The organism is Polaribacter sp. YIW18 (assembly GCF_057219325.1).
On record NZ_JBXVVE010000004.1, the window covers coordinates 92,623 to 110,983 of the forward strand.

At 30.7% G+C, this 18,361-nt stretch carries 9 protein-coding genes; all 9 read left to right on the forward strand.

The genetic code is table 11. From position 1 onward, the window contains the following. Window positions 1-9: 9 nt before the first annotated feature. Window positions 10-1,878, forward strand: coding sequence for an alpha-amylase family glycosyl hydrolase (locus AC2D6T_RS05840; RefSeq protein WP_484680799.1), 1,869 nt, complete (start codon window positions 10-12; stop codon window positions 1,876-1,878). A 9-nt stretch (window positions 1,879-1,887) separates the two neighbouring features. After that, window positions 1,888-3,276 (forward strand): alpha-amylase family glycosyl hydrolase, encoded by a 1,389-nt coding sequence (locus AC2D6T_RS05845; protein WP_484680800.1) that lies wholly within the window; start codon window positions 1,888-1,890, stop codon window positions 3,274-3,276. Window positions 3,277-3,284: 8 nt separating this feature from the next. After that, window positions 3,285-4,940 (forward strand): alpha-amylase family glycosyl hydrolase, encoded by a 1,656-nt coding sequence (locus AC2D6T_RS05850; protein WP_484680801.1) that lies wholly within the window; start codon window positions 3,285-3,287, stop codon window positions 4,938-4,940. 2 nt (window positions 4,941-4,942) lie between these two features. Further along, a complete protein-coding gene (locus AC2D6T_RS05855; protein WP_484680911.1) occupies window positions 4,943-7,060 on the forward strand; it encodes a glycoside hydrolase family 97 protein in 2,118 nt (705 codons plus the stop codon). A 476-nt stretch (window positions 7,061-7,536) separates the two neighbouring features. After that, the gene (locus AC2D6T_RS05860) at window positions 7,537-10,344 is read left to right on the forward strand and encodes a helix-turn-helix and ligand-binding sensor domain-containing protein (RefSeq protein ID WP_484680802.1); all 2,808 of its coding nucleotides are present in this window, start codon (window positions 7,537-7,539) and stop codon (window positions 10,342-10,344) included. Window positions 10,345-10,558: 214 nt separating this feature from the next. After that, entirely contained in the window at window positions 10,559-13,600 is a 3,042-nt protein-coding gene (locus AC2D6T_RS05865) for a SusC/RagA family TonB-linked outer membrane protein (RefSeq protein WP_484680803.1), read from the forward strand. A 12-nt stretch (window positions 13,601-13,612) separates the two neighbouring features. Further along, window positions 13,613-15,091, forward strand: coding sequence for a RagB/SusD family nutrient uptake outer membrane protein (locus tag AC2D6T_RS05870; protein WP_484680804.1), 1,479 nt, complete (start codon window positions 13,613-13,615; stop codon window positions 15,089-15,091). A gap of 11 nt (window positions 15,092-15,102) precedes the next feature. After that, the gene (locus AC2D6T_RS05875; protein ID WP_484680805.1) at window positions 15,103-17,148 is read left to right on the forward strand and encodes a hypothetical protein; all 2,046 of its coding nucleotides are present in this window, start codon (window positions 15,103-15,105) and stop codon (window positions 17,146-17,148) included. 10 nt (window positions 17,149-17,158) lie between these two features. Continuing rightward, window positions 17,159-18,073 (forward strand): PKD domain-containing protein, encoded by a 915-nt coding sequence (locus tag AC2D6T_RS05880; RefSeq protein ID WP_484680806.1) that lies wholly within the window; start codon window positions 17,159-17,161, stop codon window positions 18,071-18,073. Window positions 18,074-18,361: the final 288 nt, after the last annotated feature.

The window sequence follows — 18,361 nt, forward strand, 5'->3', positions numbered from 1 at the left end:
ACAGCAATTATGAAAAAAATATACAACATTTTATCGGTATTTATTTTAGCAATTGTAATTGCTTGTTCAACAGAAAAGGTTTCAGAAATGAAAATGACGCAAGAAAGGAATAAGAAAAAAGTAGTATATCAAGTTTTTACAAGACTTTTTGGTAACACAAATACCACCAATAAACCTTGGGGATCTATTGAAGAAAATGGAGTAGGGAAGTTTAATGATTTTACAGACAAAGCCCTATCAGAAATAAAAAAAATAGGAGTTACACATATTTGGTATACAGGTGTGCCTCACCATGATGTAATTCGAGATTATACAAAATATGGTATCTCAAACGACGATCCAGATGTGGTTAAAGGTAGAGCAGGTTCTCCTTACGCAGTAAAAGATTATTACAATGTAAATCCAGATTTGGCAGAAAACGTAGCCAGTAGATTACAAGAATTTGAAGCATTAATCAAACGTTCTCATGAGAATGATTTAAAAGTGATTATAGATATTGTTCCTAATCACGTTGCTAGAAATTATCAAAGTATTTCCAATCCAGAAGGTACCAAAGATTTTGGTGCAGATGATGATACCTCAAAAGAATATGATGTAAATAACAATTTTTACTATGTACCAAATACACCTTTTGAAGTACCCGATTTTTTAAATGGATACAAACCTTTAGGTGGTGAAAAACATCCTTTAAGTGATGGTAAATTTGAAGAAAATCCAGCAAAATGGACAGGAAATGGTTCAAGATCACCAAAACCTAGTTTTTATGATTGGTATGAAACTGTAAAAGTAAATTACGGTATTTCTCCAGAGGGTAAAAAAGATTTTGATGAATTGCCAGCAGGCTTTGAAAATGAAGGTTATCAAAAACATTTTGAGTTTTGGCAAGATAAAACAGTACCTAATTCTTGGATAAAATTTAGAGATATTACTCTCTATTGGCTAGAAAAAGGTGTTGATGGTTTTAGATATGATATGGCAGAAATGGTGCCTGTGGAATTTTGGAGTTATTTAAACTCAAATATCAAAATGAAAAACTCGGATGCTTTTTTATTGGCAGAAGTGTATAATCCAACACAATATAGAGCTTACATTAAAAAAGGAAAAATGGATTATTTGTATGATAAAGTGCAGTTGTATGATACGATAAAACACGTAATGCAAGGTCATGGTTTAACAGACAACATTCCTCCAATTCAAGAAGATTTAAAAGATATAGAGCATCACATGTTACATTTCTTAGAAAACCATGACGAACAACGAATTGCGAGTCCAGCATTTGCTGGAAATGCTTTAAAAGGTAAACCAGCAATGGTAGTTTCTGCAACCATTTCTACTGCACCTACTATGGTTTATTTTGGTCAAGAATTGGGTGAAGATGGTTCAGAAGACGCAGGATTTGGTAGTCCATCTAGAACTTCAATTTTTGATTATGTGGGTGTGCCAACTTTACAGAGGTGGGTAAATAATAAGCAATTTGATGGAGGGCAATCTACCAAAGAAGAAGAAGCATTAAGAGATTTTTATAAGCGTTTGTTAAATTTTACTATTGCTTCAGATGCTTTAATGGGTGAGTATGCAGATATACATCAATTCAACAGAGAAAAAACCTTAAATTACGGAGAGAAAATATTATCATTTGTACGTTGGTCAGAAAATGAAAAACTAATCGTCGTTTCTAATTTTGATGCCAAAGATCACCATAGATTTGTGTTAGAAGTTCCATCAGAAATCATAAAAAAATGGAATTTAGTTGATGGAAAATATCAAGTAACAGATCAATTGTATCAAAAAGAATCGTTCACCTTAAACGTTCAAGAAGGAAAAGGGTTGATTGCTCTAAAGTTAAGACCTTTAGAATCGTTTATTCTAAAATTATAAAATAATATTATGAAAAATATTTTTTTACTTTTTGCTTTTATATCAATTGTAAGTTGTCAAAAAAACTTAGAAAAAGATGATTCAAATTCTATAGATTTAGATCCTTATCAACCCAAAGAATATGTAAAAGTTACACATCCTGAATGGAGTAAAAATGCCACTATTTACCAGTTAAATACAAGACAATTTTCAGAAGAAGGCACATTTAAAGCAGCACAAACTCAATTACCAAGAATAAAGGAGTTAGGGGTTGATATTATATGGTTGATGCCCATAAATCCGATAGGTAAAAAAAATAGGAAAGGAACTTTAGGAAGTCCTTATTCTGTAAAGGATTATTATGGTGTAAACCCTGAATTTGGTACGTTTCAAGATTTAAAAAACTTTGTAAACGAAGCTCATAAGTTAGGAATGTATGTGATTTTAGATTGGGTTGCCAATCATACTGCTTGGGATAATGAGTTAGTTGAAAAACATCCAGAATGGTATGCAAAAGATTACAAAGGCGATTTTAGACCTACACCTTGGTGGGATTGGTCAGATATAATAGATTTAGATTATAACAAATCAGGAGTAAGAAAATACATGACAGAAGCCTTAAAATATTGGGTAAAAGAAGCAGATATTGATGGCTACAGATGTGATGTCGCAGGTTTTGTTCCTCTTGATTTTTGGAACAATGTTCGTAAAGAGTTAGATGCTATAAAGCCTGTTTTTATGTTAGGAGAATGGGAGTCTCGAGATTTACATGCTAAAGCTTTTGATATGACCTATGCTTGGGATTGGAATGAAAAACTCCATAATATTTGTATGGGAAAAGCGGACGTAAATCAATTATACATTTATTATTCTTGGAACGAAAGATTTTTCCCTAAAAACAGTATTCGTATGACTTTTGTAAGTAATCATGATAAAAATTCTTGGGAAGGAACCATGTACGAGCAATTTGGAGAAGGTTTAGAAGCGGCTATTGCATTATCTGTTGTTGGTGATGGAATGCCACTGATTTATAACGGTCAAGAAGCAGGAAACACAAAAAGATTGGAGTTTTTTGAAAAAGATCCTATTCATTGGAAAGAGCATGAAATAGGTAATTTGTACAAAAAACTTTTTGCTTTACTAAAATCGAATACAGCTTTGTGGCATGCAAAATGGGGTGCAACAATGATAAAAATTCCAAATAATCATGAAACTGAAGTATTGAGTTTTGTCCGTCAAAATGAAAAAGACAAAGTTTTCGCCGTTTTTAATTTTTCAAAAAACCAAAAAGAAATCACTTTTAAAGAATCTCTTTTTGAAGGGGATTATACTGACTTTAATTCATCAGAAAAAGTAAATTTAAATCAAAATACAAAGTTAACTTTAGCGCCTTGGAGCTATAAAGTCTTTGTTAAATAAATTAAATTATGAAAAAAATATTTTTATTAGCAAGTATTGCTCTTTTCTTCAGTTGTGCTCAACAAAATTCAGATAAAAGTGCAGAGAGTAAAAACCAAAACCAAGCTTTTGTTTGGGAAGGTGCAAACGTGTATTTTTTAATGACAGATCGTTTTAATAATGGTGATACCAATAATGATATTAACTTTAATAGAAAAGATGATGCTGCTGTTTTAAGAGGTTTTAAAGGAGGAGATATCAAAGGAATTACCCAAAAAATTAACGATGGTTATTTTACAGATTTAGGGATTAATGCTATTTGGATGACGCCAATTGTAGAGCAAATTCATGCAGGTACAGATGAAGGTACAGGAAAAAGCTATGGTTTTCATGGGTATTGGGCCAAAGATTGGACAGCAATTGACCCTAATTTTGGAACAAAAGCAGATGTAAAAGAAATGGTAGATGCTGCACATAAACAAGGAATTCGAATTTTATTAGATGCAGTAATTAATCACACAGGTCCTGTAACAGAAGAAGACCCTGTTTGGCCTTCTAGTTGGGTGAGAACAGCACCACAATGTAGCTATGATAATTATAAAAATACGGTAACTTGTACGTTGGTTAAAAATTTACCAGATATTAAAACAGAAAGTAATGAGGCTGTAGAATTGCCACCACTATTGGTTGCAAAGTGGAAAAAAGAAGGAAGATATGAGCAAGAGTTAAAAGAATTAGATGCTTTTTTTACAAAAACAGGATATCCAAGAGCGCCTCGTTTTTACATCATGAAATGGTTAACAGATTATATTACAGAATTTGGTATAGATGGTTATAGAGTAGACACAGTAAAGCATACAGAAGAATTTGTTTGGCAAGAATTTAGAGAAGCATGCGATTTCGCTTTTGCAGAATTCAAAAAAAATAATCCAGATAAGGTTTTAGATGATAACCATTTTTATTTGGTAGGCGAAGTCTATAATTATGGAATTTCAGCAGGTAAAGCTTTTGATTTTGGTGATAAAAAAGTCAACTATTTTGACAAAGCATTTAATAGTTTAATTAATTTTGAGTTAAAATGGAATGCCAAACAAATGGTCCAAAAAGATGTATTTCAACGTTATGATTCCATTTTACAAAATGGATTAAAAAATTATGGAATATTCAACTACATGTCTTCTCATGATGATGGGCAACCTTTTGATAGAGAAAGAAATATGCCTTTTAAAACAGCGACTATGTTGTTGTTAACTCCTGGAACTTCTCAGGTTTATTATGGAGATGAAACTGCTAGAGGTTTAACTATTGAAGGTGCAGTAGGTGATGCTAATTTACGTTCGTTAATGAATTGGGAAAAGTTAAAAACAGATCCTCAAACACAAGAAATTCATACCCATTGGCAAAAGTTAGGGCAGTTTAGAGCTAATCATCCAGCTATAGGTGCAGGTAAACATCAATTAATTTCTCAAGTTACAAACGAACTTGTATTTTCTAGAATCTATAGAGAAGATAAAGTTGTTGTTGGGCTTAATTTTAATAACAAAAATGTAATCATAGATGTTTCGTCTGTTTTTAAAAATGGCGATGAGCTCCATGATTTTTATTCGAAACAAAACGTAAAAGTCGTTGATGGAAAAGTAAAATTTAACTCAGAGTTTGACATAGTCTTATTAGAAAAGAAATAATGATGAAAAAAGTAGTTTTAATGATATTGTTTTTTGTGATAATATTTGCGTCTTGTAGCGTAAAATCATCACAAATAACCTCTCCAGGCGAAAATATTGCAGTAAGTTTTCAATTATCGCCAAAAGATGGAGCTTTTTCTTATTTAGTAAAATTCAAAGAAAAAACTATTATAGATACCTCTTATATTGGTTTTAATTTTAAAAACATGCCTTCTTTAAACAAAGGTTTTAAAGCGGTAGTAAAAAAGCCTGTAGAAGTAAATAATACATGGCAAATGCCTTGGGGAGAACAGTTAAATGTTGTTAATAATTATAATGAAGTAACTGTTCAGTTAGAGGAAATTACAGATTTAAAACGAAAAGTAAATGTAATTTTTAGAGTCTATAATGATGGTGTTGGTTTTCGATACGATTTTCCAGAACAAGAAAATGTAAGAGAAGTTTTTATAACAGATGAAAAAACAGAATTCAATTTAACAGAAGATTACAAAACCTTTTGGATTCCTGGAGATTGGGATATTTACGAGCATCTGTATAGTACTACAAAATTATCTGAAATAGACGCTTTAAACTATAAAGTAAATGAAGCATTAGCACAAACTAGTATTCCAGAAAATGCTGTAAATACACCAGTAACTTTGGTGGGCAAAGAGGGGGTTCATTTAAGTTTTCATGAAGCAGCTTTGGTCGATTATGCGGGTATGACTTTAAAAGTGGATACAGAAAAACTAAGTTTTACAAGCAATTTGGTTGGTTCTAAAAATACAGACTATAAAGTAAAAAGAACAGCACCATTTAAAACACCTTGGCGAACCATTCAAATAACAGACAATGCACCAGATTTAATTGCGTCTAACTTAATTGTCAATTTAAATGAGCCTAACAAATTAGGTGATATTTCTTGGTTTACACCAATGAAATATACAGGGGTTTGGTGGGAAATGCATTTAGGAAAATCTACTTGGGATTATGGAATGGAAATGGTTGATGGAAAATGGAAAGACACAGGTAAAGCTCATAGAAAACATGGAGCAACTACAGAAAATGTAAAACGATTTATAGATTTTTCTGCAAAAAACAATATTGGCGGTGTTTTGGTTGAAGGTTGGAATACAGGTTGGGAACGTTGGATTGGTTTTGAAGATAGAGAAGGAGTTTTTGACTTTGTAACTCCATATCCAGATTATGATTTAGATGAAGTAACTTCTTATGCAAAATCTAAGGGGGTTCAAATTATTATGCATCATGAAACTTCTGCAGCCACTAAAACCTATGAAAAACAACAAGATACAGCTTATGCTTTTATGCAGAAATATGGCATGCATACGGTTAAATCTGGTTATGTAGGTAAAATTTTACCAAAAGGCGAATTTCATCATGGGCAATTCATGGTAAATCAATATAATAATGCAGCTATAAAAGCAGCAAAATTTCAAGTGGCTGTAAACGCACATGAACCCATAAAAGCAACTGGTTTACGAAGAACATATCCAAATATCATATCTAGAGAAGGTTTACGTGGACAAGAATTTAATGCTTGGTCTTCAGATGGAGGAAATCCGCCAGAACATTTACCAATTGTAGCGTTTACAAGAATGTTAGCTGGTCCCATAGATTTTACACCAGGTATTTTTAATATCAAGTTTAATGAGTATAAAGACGGCAATCAGGTAAATACAACTTTAGCACAACAATTAGCTTTGTATGTGGTTGTTTATAGTCCTGTTCAAATGGCAGCAGATCTAGTTGAACATTATGAGGCAAATCCAAAACCATTACAATTCATAAAAGATGTAGGTGTAAATTGGTCTAAAACAAAGGTTTTAAATGGTTCAGTTGGAGATTTTGTTACAATTGCTAGAAAAGAGCGTGAAACGGATAATTGGTTTTTAGGAAGTATAACTGATGAAAATTCTAGGGAAATTGAAATAGATTTTAGTTTTTTAGAAAATAATATAAAATACGAGGCGATCATTTACAAAGATGGTAAAAACGCTCATTGGAATAACAATCCTTTAGATATTGCTATTGAAACGTTAACAGTTACTAAAGAAACTAAAATGAAGTTAAATTTAGCAGCAGGTGGTGGTTTGGCAATAAGTATAAAAAAGACGAATTAATTTTCATCTATATTATCAAAGGTTTTAATCATAAAAATTGCCCAAATAATTACGCAAATAACTACAAAAACTGAAAAGTAAAAAATAATATTATCTGCGTTCACGGTATACAAGTTTTAGGTAAATCATAACACCTAATAGGGTGGGTACCCAAAGACCTAAAAATATACCATGTAATTTATCGCCCGATAAAAAAAGATATTCTGCAGCAATAATAATAAGTGCACATAACACTAACATCAAGAGGTTAGAAATGCCTATTTTTTTAATAAAATTCATTCAAAATTTTTTATAAATGTAATTAAATTTAAAATATTTTTAGTTACAATTTAAAATAATAGTTACATTTAGTTTGTTTTTTTATGATATAAAAACTAATTTCACAAAAAAATAAACTATACATTTTTATACTTTATTTTTATAAATAATTGATTTTTATTTAGTTATATTGTTTTTTAACCAAACATTATCTAGTTATGGCGTTTCTAAAAAAAAGTATCTGTGTAGTATCTTTTCTTTTACTTGTTGTGTCTTTCAATTTTGCACAAGAGTTACCAATTATAAACTCATTTACAACAGATGTTTATGGAGCTGAAAATCAAAATTGGAATATCTCACAATCTGATAATAAATATATTTATGTTGCCAATAATAAAGGTCTACTAGAATATAATGGTGCTGATTGGAATTTATATCCAACACCTAATGAAACAATAATGAGATCTGTTAAGTGTTTCAATAATAAAGTGTTTACAGGGTTTTTTAGAGATTTTGGTTATTGGGAAAAAGATAGTTTTGGTGTTTTAAGTTTTACCTCTATAGTAAAAGAGCAAAACATAGAAATGTTAGAAGATGAACAAATCTGGACTATTATCGAGATTGATGGTTGGATGCTTTTTAAATCTCTACAAAGAATTTACTTATACAACTTAGAAACTCATTTTGTAAAAGTTATAAATTCTAGAAGTAAGATTAATTGCTTTGCTAAAGTAGATGATGTAATTTATTTTCAGGAAGATAAAAAAGGTCTTTTTAAAATAGAAAATGGTGCTTCTAAATTAGTTTCCAATCATCCTATTATAAAAGATAATTTTATCGTTAATATTTTTAATAACAAAAATGGTTTAGTTTTTATTACTCAAAAAAATGGTTTCTATTTATTGAATAATAAAATTCCAAAAAAATGGAAAATTACTTCTGATGATTTTTTAAAAGACAAAACAATTTATAGTACGTATCAATTAAAAGATAAAAGTTTTGCTTTAGGAACTATTTCTAATGGTTTAATACATTTGGATGAAGAAGGAAACGAAACTTATAAAATAAATCAAAGTACTGGTTTAAGTAATAATACAATACTATCTGTTTTTGAGGATATTGATAATAATATTTGGCTAGGTTTAGATAATGGGCTTAATTGTATCAATAACAACTCTCATTTTAAAAATTATACTAAAAAAAGTGATTTTTTAGGTACAATTTATACTTCTATCGTTTATAATAAAACATTATATTTAGGTACTAATCAAGGACTTTTTTACAGGGAATTAAATTCTAATAAACCTTTTCAATTTATAAAAAATACCCAGGGTCAAGTTTGGAATTTAAAAATTATAGACAACATACTATTTTGTGGTCACGATTCTGGAGCTTTCTTAATTAAAAATAATACAGCAGAAAACTTTTTTAGTAATCAAGGTACTTGGGATTTACTAAAAATAGATGATAATACCATTCTGTTAGGTGCCTATGATGGTTTGTATATTTTAAAAAAACAAGGAGTAAAGTGGGCTTTTAAAAATAGAATAGATGGTTTTAATAATTCTAGTAAATATATAGTTTTAGCTAATAAAAACACACTATTTGTAAATCACGAATATAAAGGTGTTTTCAGGTTAACTTTAAATAAAGATTACACTGAAGTTACAAAGGTTATTAAAGAAAAATCTTTAGAAAAAAGCGCACATTCTAGTATTATAAATTATAATAACAACATACTATATGCCAATAAAAAGGGAGTGTTTATATACAGTAAAAAGAAAGATACCTTTATTAAAGATAGTATTTTTAGCAAGCTTATTGCAAAGAAATCATTTGTATCTGCAAAATTAATTCATAATAATTCAAGTGAAAAAGTCTGGTGTTTTGCTAAAGATAATATTAGATACTTAACTCCTGGTAAACTAAGCAGTAAACCAGAAATTAATACATTTTTTATTTCAGAAAATATACCTAAGGCAGCACATGGTTACGAAAATATAATTCAACTAAACAATGATGTTTATTTGATAGGAACTTCTAATGGTTATTTAGAATTAGATTTAAATAGTTATGTTGAACCAAAAGATTTTAATGTTTATTTAAATTCAATAAAAAGTTTTCCTAGAGATGGAAATAAAACACCCTTACATTTATCTAAAAAGATAACATTAAATAACAATATTAATAATTTAGAGTTCTTTTTTAGTGTACCTAATTTCGAAAAAATACGAATTACAAAGTATCAATACCAATTAGAGGGGTTAAATAAAAGTTGGAGTGAACCTTCTACAGCAAATTCTATTTTATTTGAAAATATATCTTACGGTAGTTACAAACTTAAAGTTAGGGCAATTATAGGAGGTAAGCTTAGCAATAATATAGCAGAATTTAATTTTACAATTAAAAGACCTTGGTATTTATCTAACGCATTTATTGCTTTGTATATATTTTTAGCGCTATTAGCACTTTATACAGTTCATGTAGCATCTAAAAGGTATTACAAAAAACAAAGAGAAGATTTATTAGAAAAAGCAAAAAAAGAATCTGAATTAAAAGAATTAGAAAGTTCTCAGCAAATTATTAAATTAAATAACGATAAACTTAGAAACGATATAGAAAGTAAAAACAGAGAACTAGCTTCATCAACAATGAATATGATTAAGAAAAATGAATTCTTAAGTACCATAAAAACAGAATTGGTTGAAGGTGGTCAGAAAAATATTACTAAGGTTATTAAAATTATAGACAAAAACTTAAATAATTCTGATGATTGGAAAATGTTTCAAGAAGCGTTTAATAATGCAGATAAAAATTTCTTAAAAAAAGTTAAAGACAAACATTCAAATTTAACACCAAACGATTTAAGGTTATGTGCATATCTTAGATTAAATCTTTCCTCAAAAGAAATAGCTCCATTACTTAATATTTCACCAAGAAGTGTAGAAGTAAAAAGATATCGATTAAGAAAAAAAATGAACTTGCCGCACGATGCTAACCTAACAAGTTATATCTTAGAATTGTAACTCCAATACAAAGTTATTTATTACCACAACAATACCACAACAAGACTCTTTTTTTTTATTTTTTCAACAAAGTGCTTTGCTCTACTAATTATTAGTATTTTAAAGTTTTTTAACTGTTTTTTTTGCGATGTATGTTTTTTGTTGAGGTGTAAATTGTCATTATAATAAATTTTTGACTGTATCTTTATCATAACTAAAAAATAACTTTAATTTCATGAAAAAAACTATTACATTATTACTCTTTTTCCTTATGGGTTTCAGTGTGTATTCACAAACCATAAATGTAAAGGGAGTTGTTAAGGATGCTAAAACTGGAGATCCGCTTCCAGGTGTGAGTATATTAATAAAAGGAACAACAATTGGGACCCAAACAGATTTTGATGGCCTTTTTAGCTTACAAAAAGTTGAAAGTAATGCTATTCTAGTCTTTAATTATCTAGGTTTTTCATCTAAAGAAGTCGCCGTTACTAAAGAGAGTATGGATATTTCTCTAAAAGAAGCAGCAGAATCTTTAGATGAGATAGTGGTAATTGGGTATGGTACTCAAAGAAAAAAAGAAGTAACTGGTGCAGTTTCAATAGTTTCCAGTGCAACTATTGAAGACTTAAAACCTACTAGAATTGAACAAGCTTTACAAGGTCAAGTAGCTGGGGTAAACATTACTCAATCTTCTGGTTCACCTGGTGCTGCTTCAAACATTAGAATTCGTGGGGTATCAACAAATGGAGACAGTAGACCATTGATACTATTAGATGGTAGAAGAATAGAAGATTTAAGTGTAGTTAATCCATCAGATATTGAATCTATAAATATACTTAAAGATGCAACAGCAGGTATTTATGGTGTGCAAGCAGCAAATGGTGTTATTTTAGTAAAAACAAAGTCTGGTAGAAAAAATACACCAGCAAAGTCTACTTTGAACATGAAACTTGGCTTTCAGCAAACTACAAACGAAATACAATTGCTAAATGCAACCGAGTATGCACTTTTAGCTAATGAGGCTTTTGCGGCTAATGGAGAGGCTTTACCTTTTCCAAATATTTCTGGTTTAGGCCAAGGAACCAATTGGCAAAATGCTGTTTTTCAAACAGCCCCTCTGTTTAGTATTGACTATACATTAAACAAAGGAACAGAAAAATCAACCTATTCTTTAGGTTTGTCTACATTAAGTCAAGATGGTATTGTTGGTAAAAGTAAGGCAAATTTTAACAGAAGAAATGTTAGATTTAATTTTGATACAGATATCACAGATAAACTAAAATTTAGTTCTTCTACAATTTATACAAATACAAACAAAAAGAATTTAATAGAAAATGCATTAGGTTCTATTTTGTTTAATGCAATTAACATGCCAGCAACAACTCCAGTATATGCAAATGGCGAATTTTCAAGACCTCCAGGAGTAGGTACAGGTATAGAAGTAGCAAACCCATTAGCTCAAATAGACAATGCAGAAAATAGATCTTGGGTAAATAAAATCTCTGGAAATTATCGTTTAAACTACCAGTTTTTAGATTATTTTTCTGCAGAGGCAAGATTTCAAGCAAATTATTCTTTAGCTAGTTCAAATACATATAATAAAGAATATAATTACGGAAATGGGAGTGTATTTAATGTTGATCAACCAACATTTGTAGATTATCAACAAAGTTTTTATGATCATATTTTTGATGCTTTACTTAAATACGAAAGAGTTTACAATGATGTACATGACGTAAAAGCAATGCTTGGTATGTCAGCATCTAAAACAATGGGGCGTTTTAAAACCATTTTAACAAGCGAAGCTTCAGGTAATAACTTAAAAGATGTTCTAATAGGTGATCCAGTCTTAAATGGAGATGGATTAGAGATTTTTAAAAATAACAATGGAGGCTCTAACTTATCCTTTGATAGTCGTTTATTATCTTATTTTGGTAGATTTCAGTATGCTTATGATGGTAAATACCTAGTTTCTGCTGTTTTAAGAAGAGATGGATCATCAAACTTTGGACCCAAAAATAAATTTGGATTTTTTCCAACTGCATCTATTGGTTGGGTAGCTTCAGAAGAAGATTTTTTAGAAGAATCTGATTTTATTAGTTTCTTAAAATTAAGAGCAAGTTACGGTATTATTGGTAATGATAGAATACCTGGTTTTAGATTTGTATCTATATTAAATGGAGAAGCAGAGTATGTTTTTAATAACGAATTAGCAATAGGTATTGCTCCTGGTCCAATTGCAAATCCAGAAATTAAATGGGAACAGCAAAAACCTCTAGATATTGGTATCGATGCAGAATTCTTTAATAAAGTAAACATTACTGCAGATTACTTTAAAAAAACAACAGAAGATTTATTAGTATCTGCTCAAACATCTGGAATAATTGGTGTAGCAGCTCCAGGATCATCAGTACCCGTTATAAATGCAGGTACAGTTGTAAATGAAGGTTTCGAATTTTCTATCGGATACAAAGAAAGTATTTCTGAAGATTTTAACTTTAACATCAACTACAATTTTACAACTTTAAACAACGAAGTTACTTTTGTTGGAAACTCAACAGGAATTATAGAAGGAGGTAGCTTTGGTGTTGGTCAAGAGCCACCATCAAGAATGGAAGCTGGTTTCCCTATAGGTTATTTTTATGGGTATCAAACTAATGGGTTGTTTCAAACACAATCAGATGTAGATGCGCATGCAACTCAAACAAATGCGGCTCCTGGAGATTTACGTTTTGTAGACACAAATAACGATGGTGTTATTGATGAAGATGATAGAACATACATTGGAGATCCAATTGCAGATTTTACAATGGGTTTAAATTTATCATTTAACTATAAAAGATTAGATTTTAATGCTTATGCTTTTGCATCATTAGGCAATGAAATCGTTAGAAATTACGAAAGAAACTTACCATTAACAAACAGACCAGTATATTATTTAGATAGATGGACAGGCCCAAACACCAGTAACTCTTTTCCAAGAGTAACAACAGGTGCAACTGGTAATGCATTGTTTTCAGATTTTTATGTAGAAGATGGTTCTTTCTTAAGATTACAAAGTGTGCAATTAGGATACAGTGTTGGACAAAAAACATTAGAAAAATTACAGTTTGATAAAGTTAGATTTTATGTAACTGGTAGTAATTTGTTTACACTAACGAAATATAGAGGTTTCGATCCAACAACATCTAATGGAGCACCAATTGGTGGAGGTATAGATCAGGGTTTTTATCCAAGTCCAAAAACCTTTGAATTTGGAATAAATGTTAATTTTTAAAAAGTAAAAAAGATGAAAAAAATAAACATAAAAATACTTTTAGTTTTTATATTATTATTAACGATAAACTATGCTTGTAGTGATAATTTTGTTGATGTAAAACCTACCTCAGAAAATTCAGAAGATTTCTTTAATACACAAGAAGATTACGAAAATGCATTAATTGGTGCATACGATTTATTGCAATCTACCTATTTAAATGTTTTATTAGGAGAAATTGCTTCAGATAATACTTTAGCAGGTGGTGAAAGTGCAACAGATGTACCTGGAATACAACAAGTAGATGATATGATACATACTCCTTTAAATGCTCAATTAAGAGATATTTGGAATTGGATGTATGCAGGAGTAAATAGAGCAAACTATATTTTAGAGTTTAAAGATAAAACAGACTTTGAAGGAAAAGATCAAATTATTGCAGAAGCAACTTTCTTAAGAGCTTATTACTATTTCGAATTGGTAAAATGGTTTGGAGATGTGCCTTTATCAGTAGATAAAAGAATTCAGTTTGGTGAACAATTTACAATAGATAGAACACCAGCAGCAAATGTTTATACGCAAATTGAATTAGATTTAATATTTGCTGCCGATAATTTACCCTTAGTGCAAAACACTCCTGGAAGAGTTACAAAAGGAGCCGCTCAAGCATTGCTAGGTAAAGCATATTTATACCAACAAAAATATGATGAAGCTTCAGGGGTATTAGAATCTGTAATTACAAGTAATACATACGACTTAGTATCAGATTATAACACCATTTTTGAAGAAGTTGGAGAAAACAATGAAGAATCTGTTTTTGAGGTGCAATATTTTGAAGGGCAGGGCGCTGGCTTTGAATGCTTACAATGTAGCGAAGGTAATGTGGCAGTTGGTTTTAGTGGTGTTCGTAATTATACAGGTCCAGATTTTTCATCGGGTTTTAGTTTTAATGTACCCGTTCAAGAAGTTGTAGATGCTTTTGAAGCAGGAGATTCAAGAAAAGAGGTTGCAATTTTAGATATAGAAGCTTGGGCAACAGCAACAGGCGCAACTTTTGGAACAGGTTATGAACATACAGGTTATTTTAATAGAAAATATATTCCAAGAACAAGAAGCACAGATGCTCAGGGAGATAGAAACTTAACCAATCCAAATAATTACAGAGCAATTCGTTTTGCAGATGTTTTATTAATGGCTGCAGAAGCTTTTAATAGAAGTACAACTCCAGATGATGCAAAAGCACAAACTTATTTAAATAGAGTTAGAGAAAGAGCTTTTGGCACTACAGCTAATAATATTACTGCAACAGGAGATGTTTTATATGAAAACATCTTACAAGAAAGAAGAGTAGAGTTAGTTGGAGAAGGACATCGCTTTTTCGACCTCGTAAGAACTGGAAAAGCTGAACAAGAAATTGATAATTTTGTTTCTGGTAAACACGAACTATTTCCAATACCAGCAATAGAAATACAATTAGCAGGAAATCGTTGGTCTCAAAACCCAAACTACTAAACATAAAAAAAATGAAAAAAATAAAAATTATATTCAAAACATTATTTGTACTTTTTGTTATTGCGGCATGTACAGATAATTTAAGAGATATATCATTTATAGATGCAATTGCACCACCAACAAACGTGTCAGCAACTTTTGATATAACTCAAGACAATACAGGATTGGTAACAATATCTCCGACAGCAGATGGAGCTACAAGTTTTATGATTTATTTTGGAGACAACACAGCAGATCCAGTGGAAGTTGTACAAGGTAATAATGTAGAACATACTTACGCAGAAGGTTCTTATGATGTAAAAATAGTTGCAGTAAATTTAAAAGGAGAAGAAGCAGAAGCAACCCAACAATTAGTGGTTTCTTTTAAAGCTCCAGAAAATTTAGAGGTAGTTATAGAAAATGATGCTGCTATTTCGAAACAAGTAAATATTATAGCTAATGCAGATTTTGCAACAATGTTTGAGTTTGACTCTGGTGAAACAGGAGTTACACAACCAGTAGTTACAGGTAACATTGGAGAAACGATCTCTTACCAATATCAAACACCAGGCGTTTATTCAGTTAAAATAACAGCAAAAGGTGGTGCTATTGCAACTACAGAATATACAGAAGATTTTGAAGTAACAGAAATTTTAGCACCTATAGAAGCTGCACCAACACCTCCTTCAAGAAATGCAGAAGATGTAGTATCTATTTTTAGTGATGCTTATACTGATGTTACTTTAGATGAATTACCAACAACTTGGTCTGCAGGAGGATTTGAAGCAGTTAATTTAAATAACGATAATGTTTGGAAATTAACAAATGTAGACTTTATAGGAATGGTTACTAACTATGGGGCAGGAGTGGATCTTTCTTCTATGGAAATGATGCACATTGACTATTGGGTGCCAGAAGGAGTAGATAACGAGTTGTCAGTTAAGATTGTAAATACTGTTGATACTGGAGAAGATATCGAATCTTTAGGAACCACAGTTACAGGTATTTGGCAAAGTATAGATATTGATATGACTGGTTTTGATGGTGACCTCGTTAACAAAGAAAAAATCACGCAATTATTAATAGATTCTGAGGGTATAGCTGGTGTGGTTTATATAGATAACTTTTACTTTTATAAATCGCCAAGTGTACCTTTTAATGGTGTTACACCAATTACTTTTGAAGATAATTTTCAATTAAGTTCTTTTGATGGTGGAGATATATCAGCAATAGCTAACCCAGATGCTTCTGGTATAAACACTTCTTCAAGGGTATTAAAAATGGTAAAAAATGCTGGACAAATTTGGGCAGGGTCTAAAATCACTATTACAGAACCTTTTGATTTTTCAAATACTACAGTTAAATTAAAAGTATGGTCTCCGAGAGCAGGTTTAAATTTATTATTAAAATTTGAAGATGATCAAGGTTGGCCTAACACTGTTGCATCAGCAGAAATAACAGCCACAACTACAGTATCTAATGCATGGGAAGAACTTACGTTTGATTTTTCTGGAATAGATACTTCAATAGCTTTTTATAATTTAGTTCTAATTATGGATAATGGAACCCAAGGAGATGGCACAACTGATTATACTATTTATGTTGATGATATTTCTACTTCACCAGAATTTAACTTAGAACCAAAAGTTGGGCTATCAGGTTTTGATGGTGGAGATATTTCAATTACTAATAATCCAGATACAGTAGGTAATATGTCAGGAAGAGTTGCTAAAATGGTTAAAAATGCTGGACAAGTCTGGGCAGGTTCAAAAATTACCGTAAACTCTCCTTTTTCTTTTGTTGGAGGCACAGGTGTAAAAGTAAAAGTTTGGTCTCCAAGAGCTGGCTTAAATCTTCTTTTAAAATTTGAAGATGCTACTCCGTGGCCAAATACAACTGCATCAGCCGAGGTAACAGCAACAACAACTTCTAGTGGTTGGCAAGAATTAACTTTCAATTTCCCTGGGATTAATACTGGTATAGAATTTACTAATTTGGTATTAATTATGGATAATGGAACTCAAGGTGATGGTACAGATAATTTTACCATATATATAGATGATATTACACAATTTTAATTTAGATAGTATGAAAACAATAAAATATATAAAATCGTTATTTATATTAATGGCCTTAGTTTTTATGGGCTGTCAAGAAAATGACTATTCTTTTGGAGATATAATAACACCATCAAACATTCAAATAACAGCAGAAATTGTTGGTGCAGACACAAGTAACCCAAATGGAGACGGAAGTGGTGTAGTTAATTTTACTGCAACTGCAGATAACGCAGTTTCTTACAAATACGTATTTAATGGAGTAGAAACAGTTTCATTATCAGGAAAAAACACAATTAGTTTTAGTACAATAGGTTTAAATACCTACACAGTAACTGTTGTAGCTTCTGGTACTGCTGGTGTTAGTTCAAGCAAAACCATTCAGGTAGAGGTGTTATCTACATATTCTCCACCAGAAGAATTAATTTCAAAACTATATGGTTTTGATCCTGCAAATCCAAATGCAGTAAGCTCAAGAACATGGAAAATTCAGTCTGCTAAACCAGGTCATTTCGGTTTAGGCCCTGTTGCTGGTTCTGTTCCTACAGAGTGGTATGGAGCAGGTCCAGGTGAAAAAGCAGACGTAGGTATGTATGATGATCGTTTTATTTTTAGTTCAGACGGTACTTATCAGCATGTAACCAATGGAGATGTTTTTGGTAGAGATCCACATATTGTAAATGATTTAGGAGCAAACACTTCTGGTGTTGTTGATGGAGCAGATATTTTAAACTTTGCTTATGCAGATTATACAGGAAGCTTTACATTAACAGCTCCTGGAGGAGTAGAAACTATAAGTTTGTCCGATAAAGGTTTTATTGGCTATTATACAGGAGGCAATCATTCTTATGAAATATTTGATAGAGGCACACCAAATGAAATGATCTTAAGAACTACTGATGCAGCTAGTGATTTTGATTGGTGGTTTATTTTAGTTTTAGAATAAACTTTACAACAATTTAATTTAAAAAGGGCTTTATAACTTTGTTATAAAGCCCTTTTTTTTAGTTTAGTTCTAAATTTATTATTCATATTTTAAGCTTATGAAAACCAACTTTCTTAATAATACAATTTTATATATTTTCTAATCGAATTGTTGTGTTTAATAGGTTTTGTTGTATAGTTGTAATCATTCTCAATTAATTCATTTTAATGCAGTTGTAATAATCGTTTTATAGGTTTTTTTTTAATATTTAATATGTTAAACTAGTACTTAAGAAGTTGAAAAAACCAT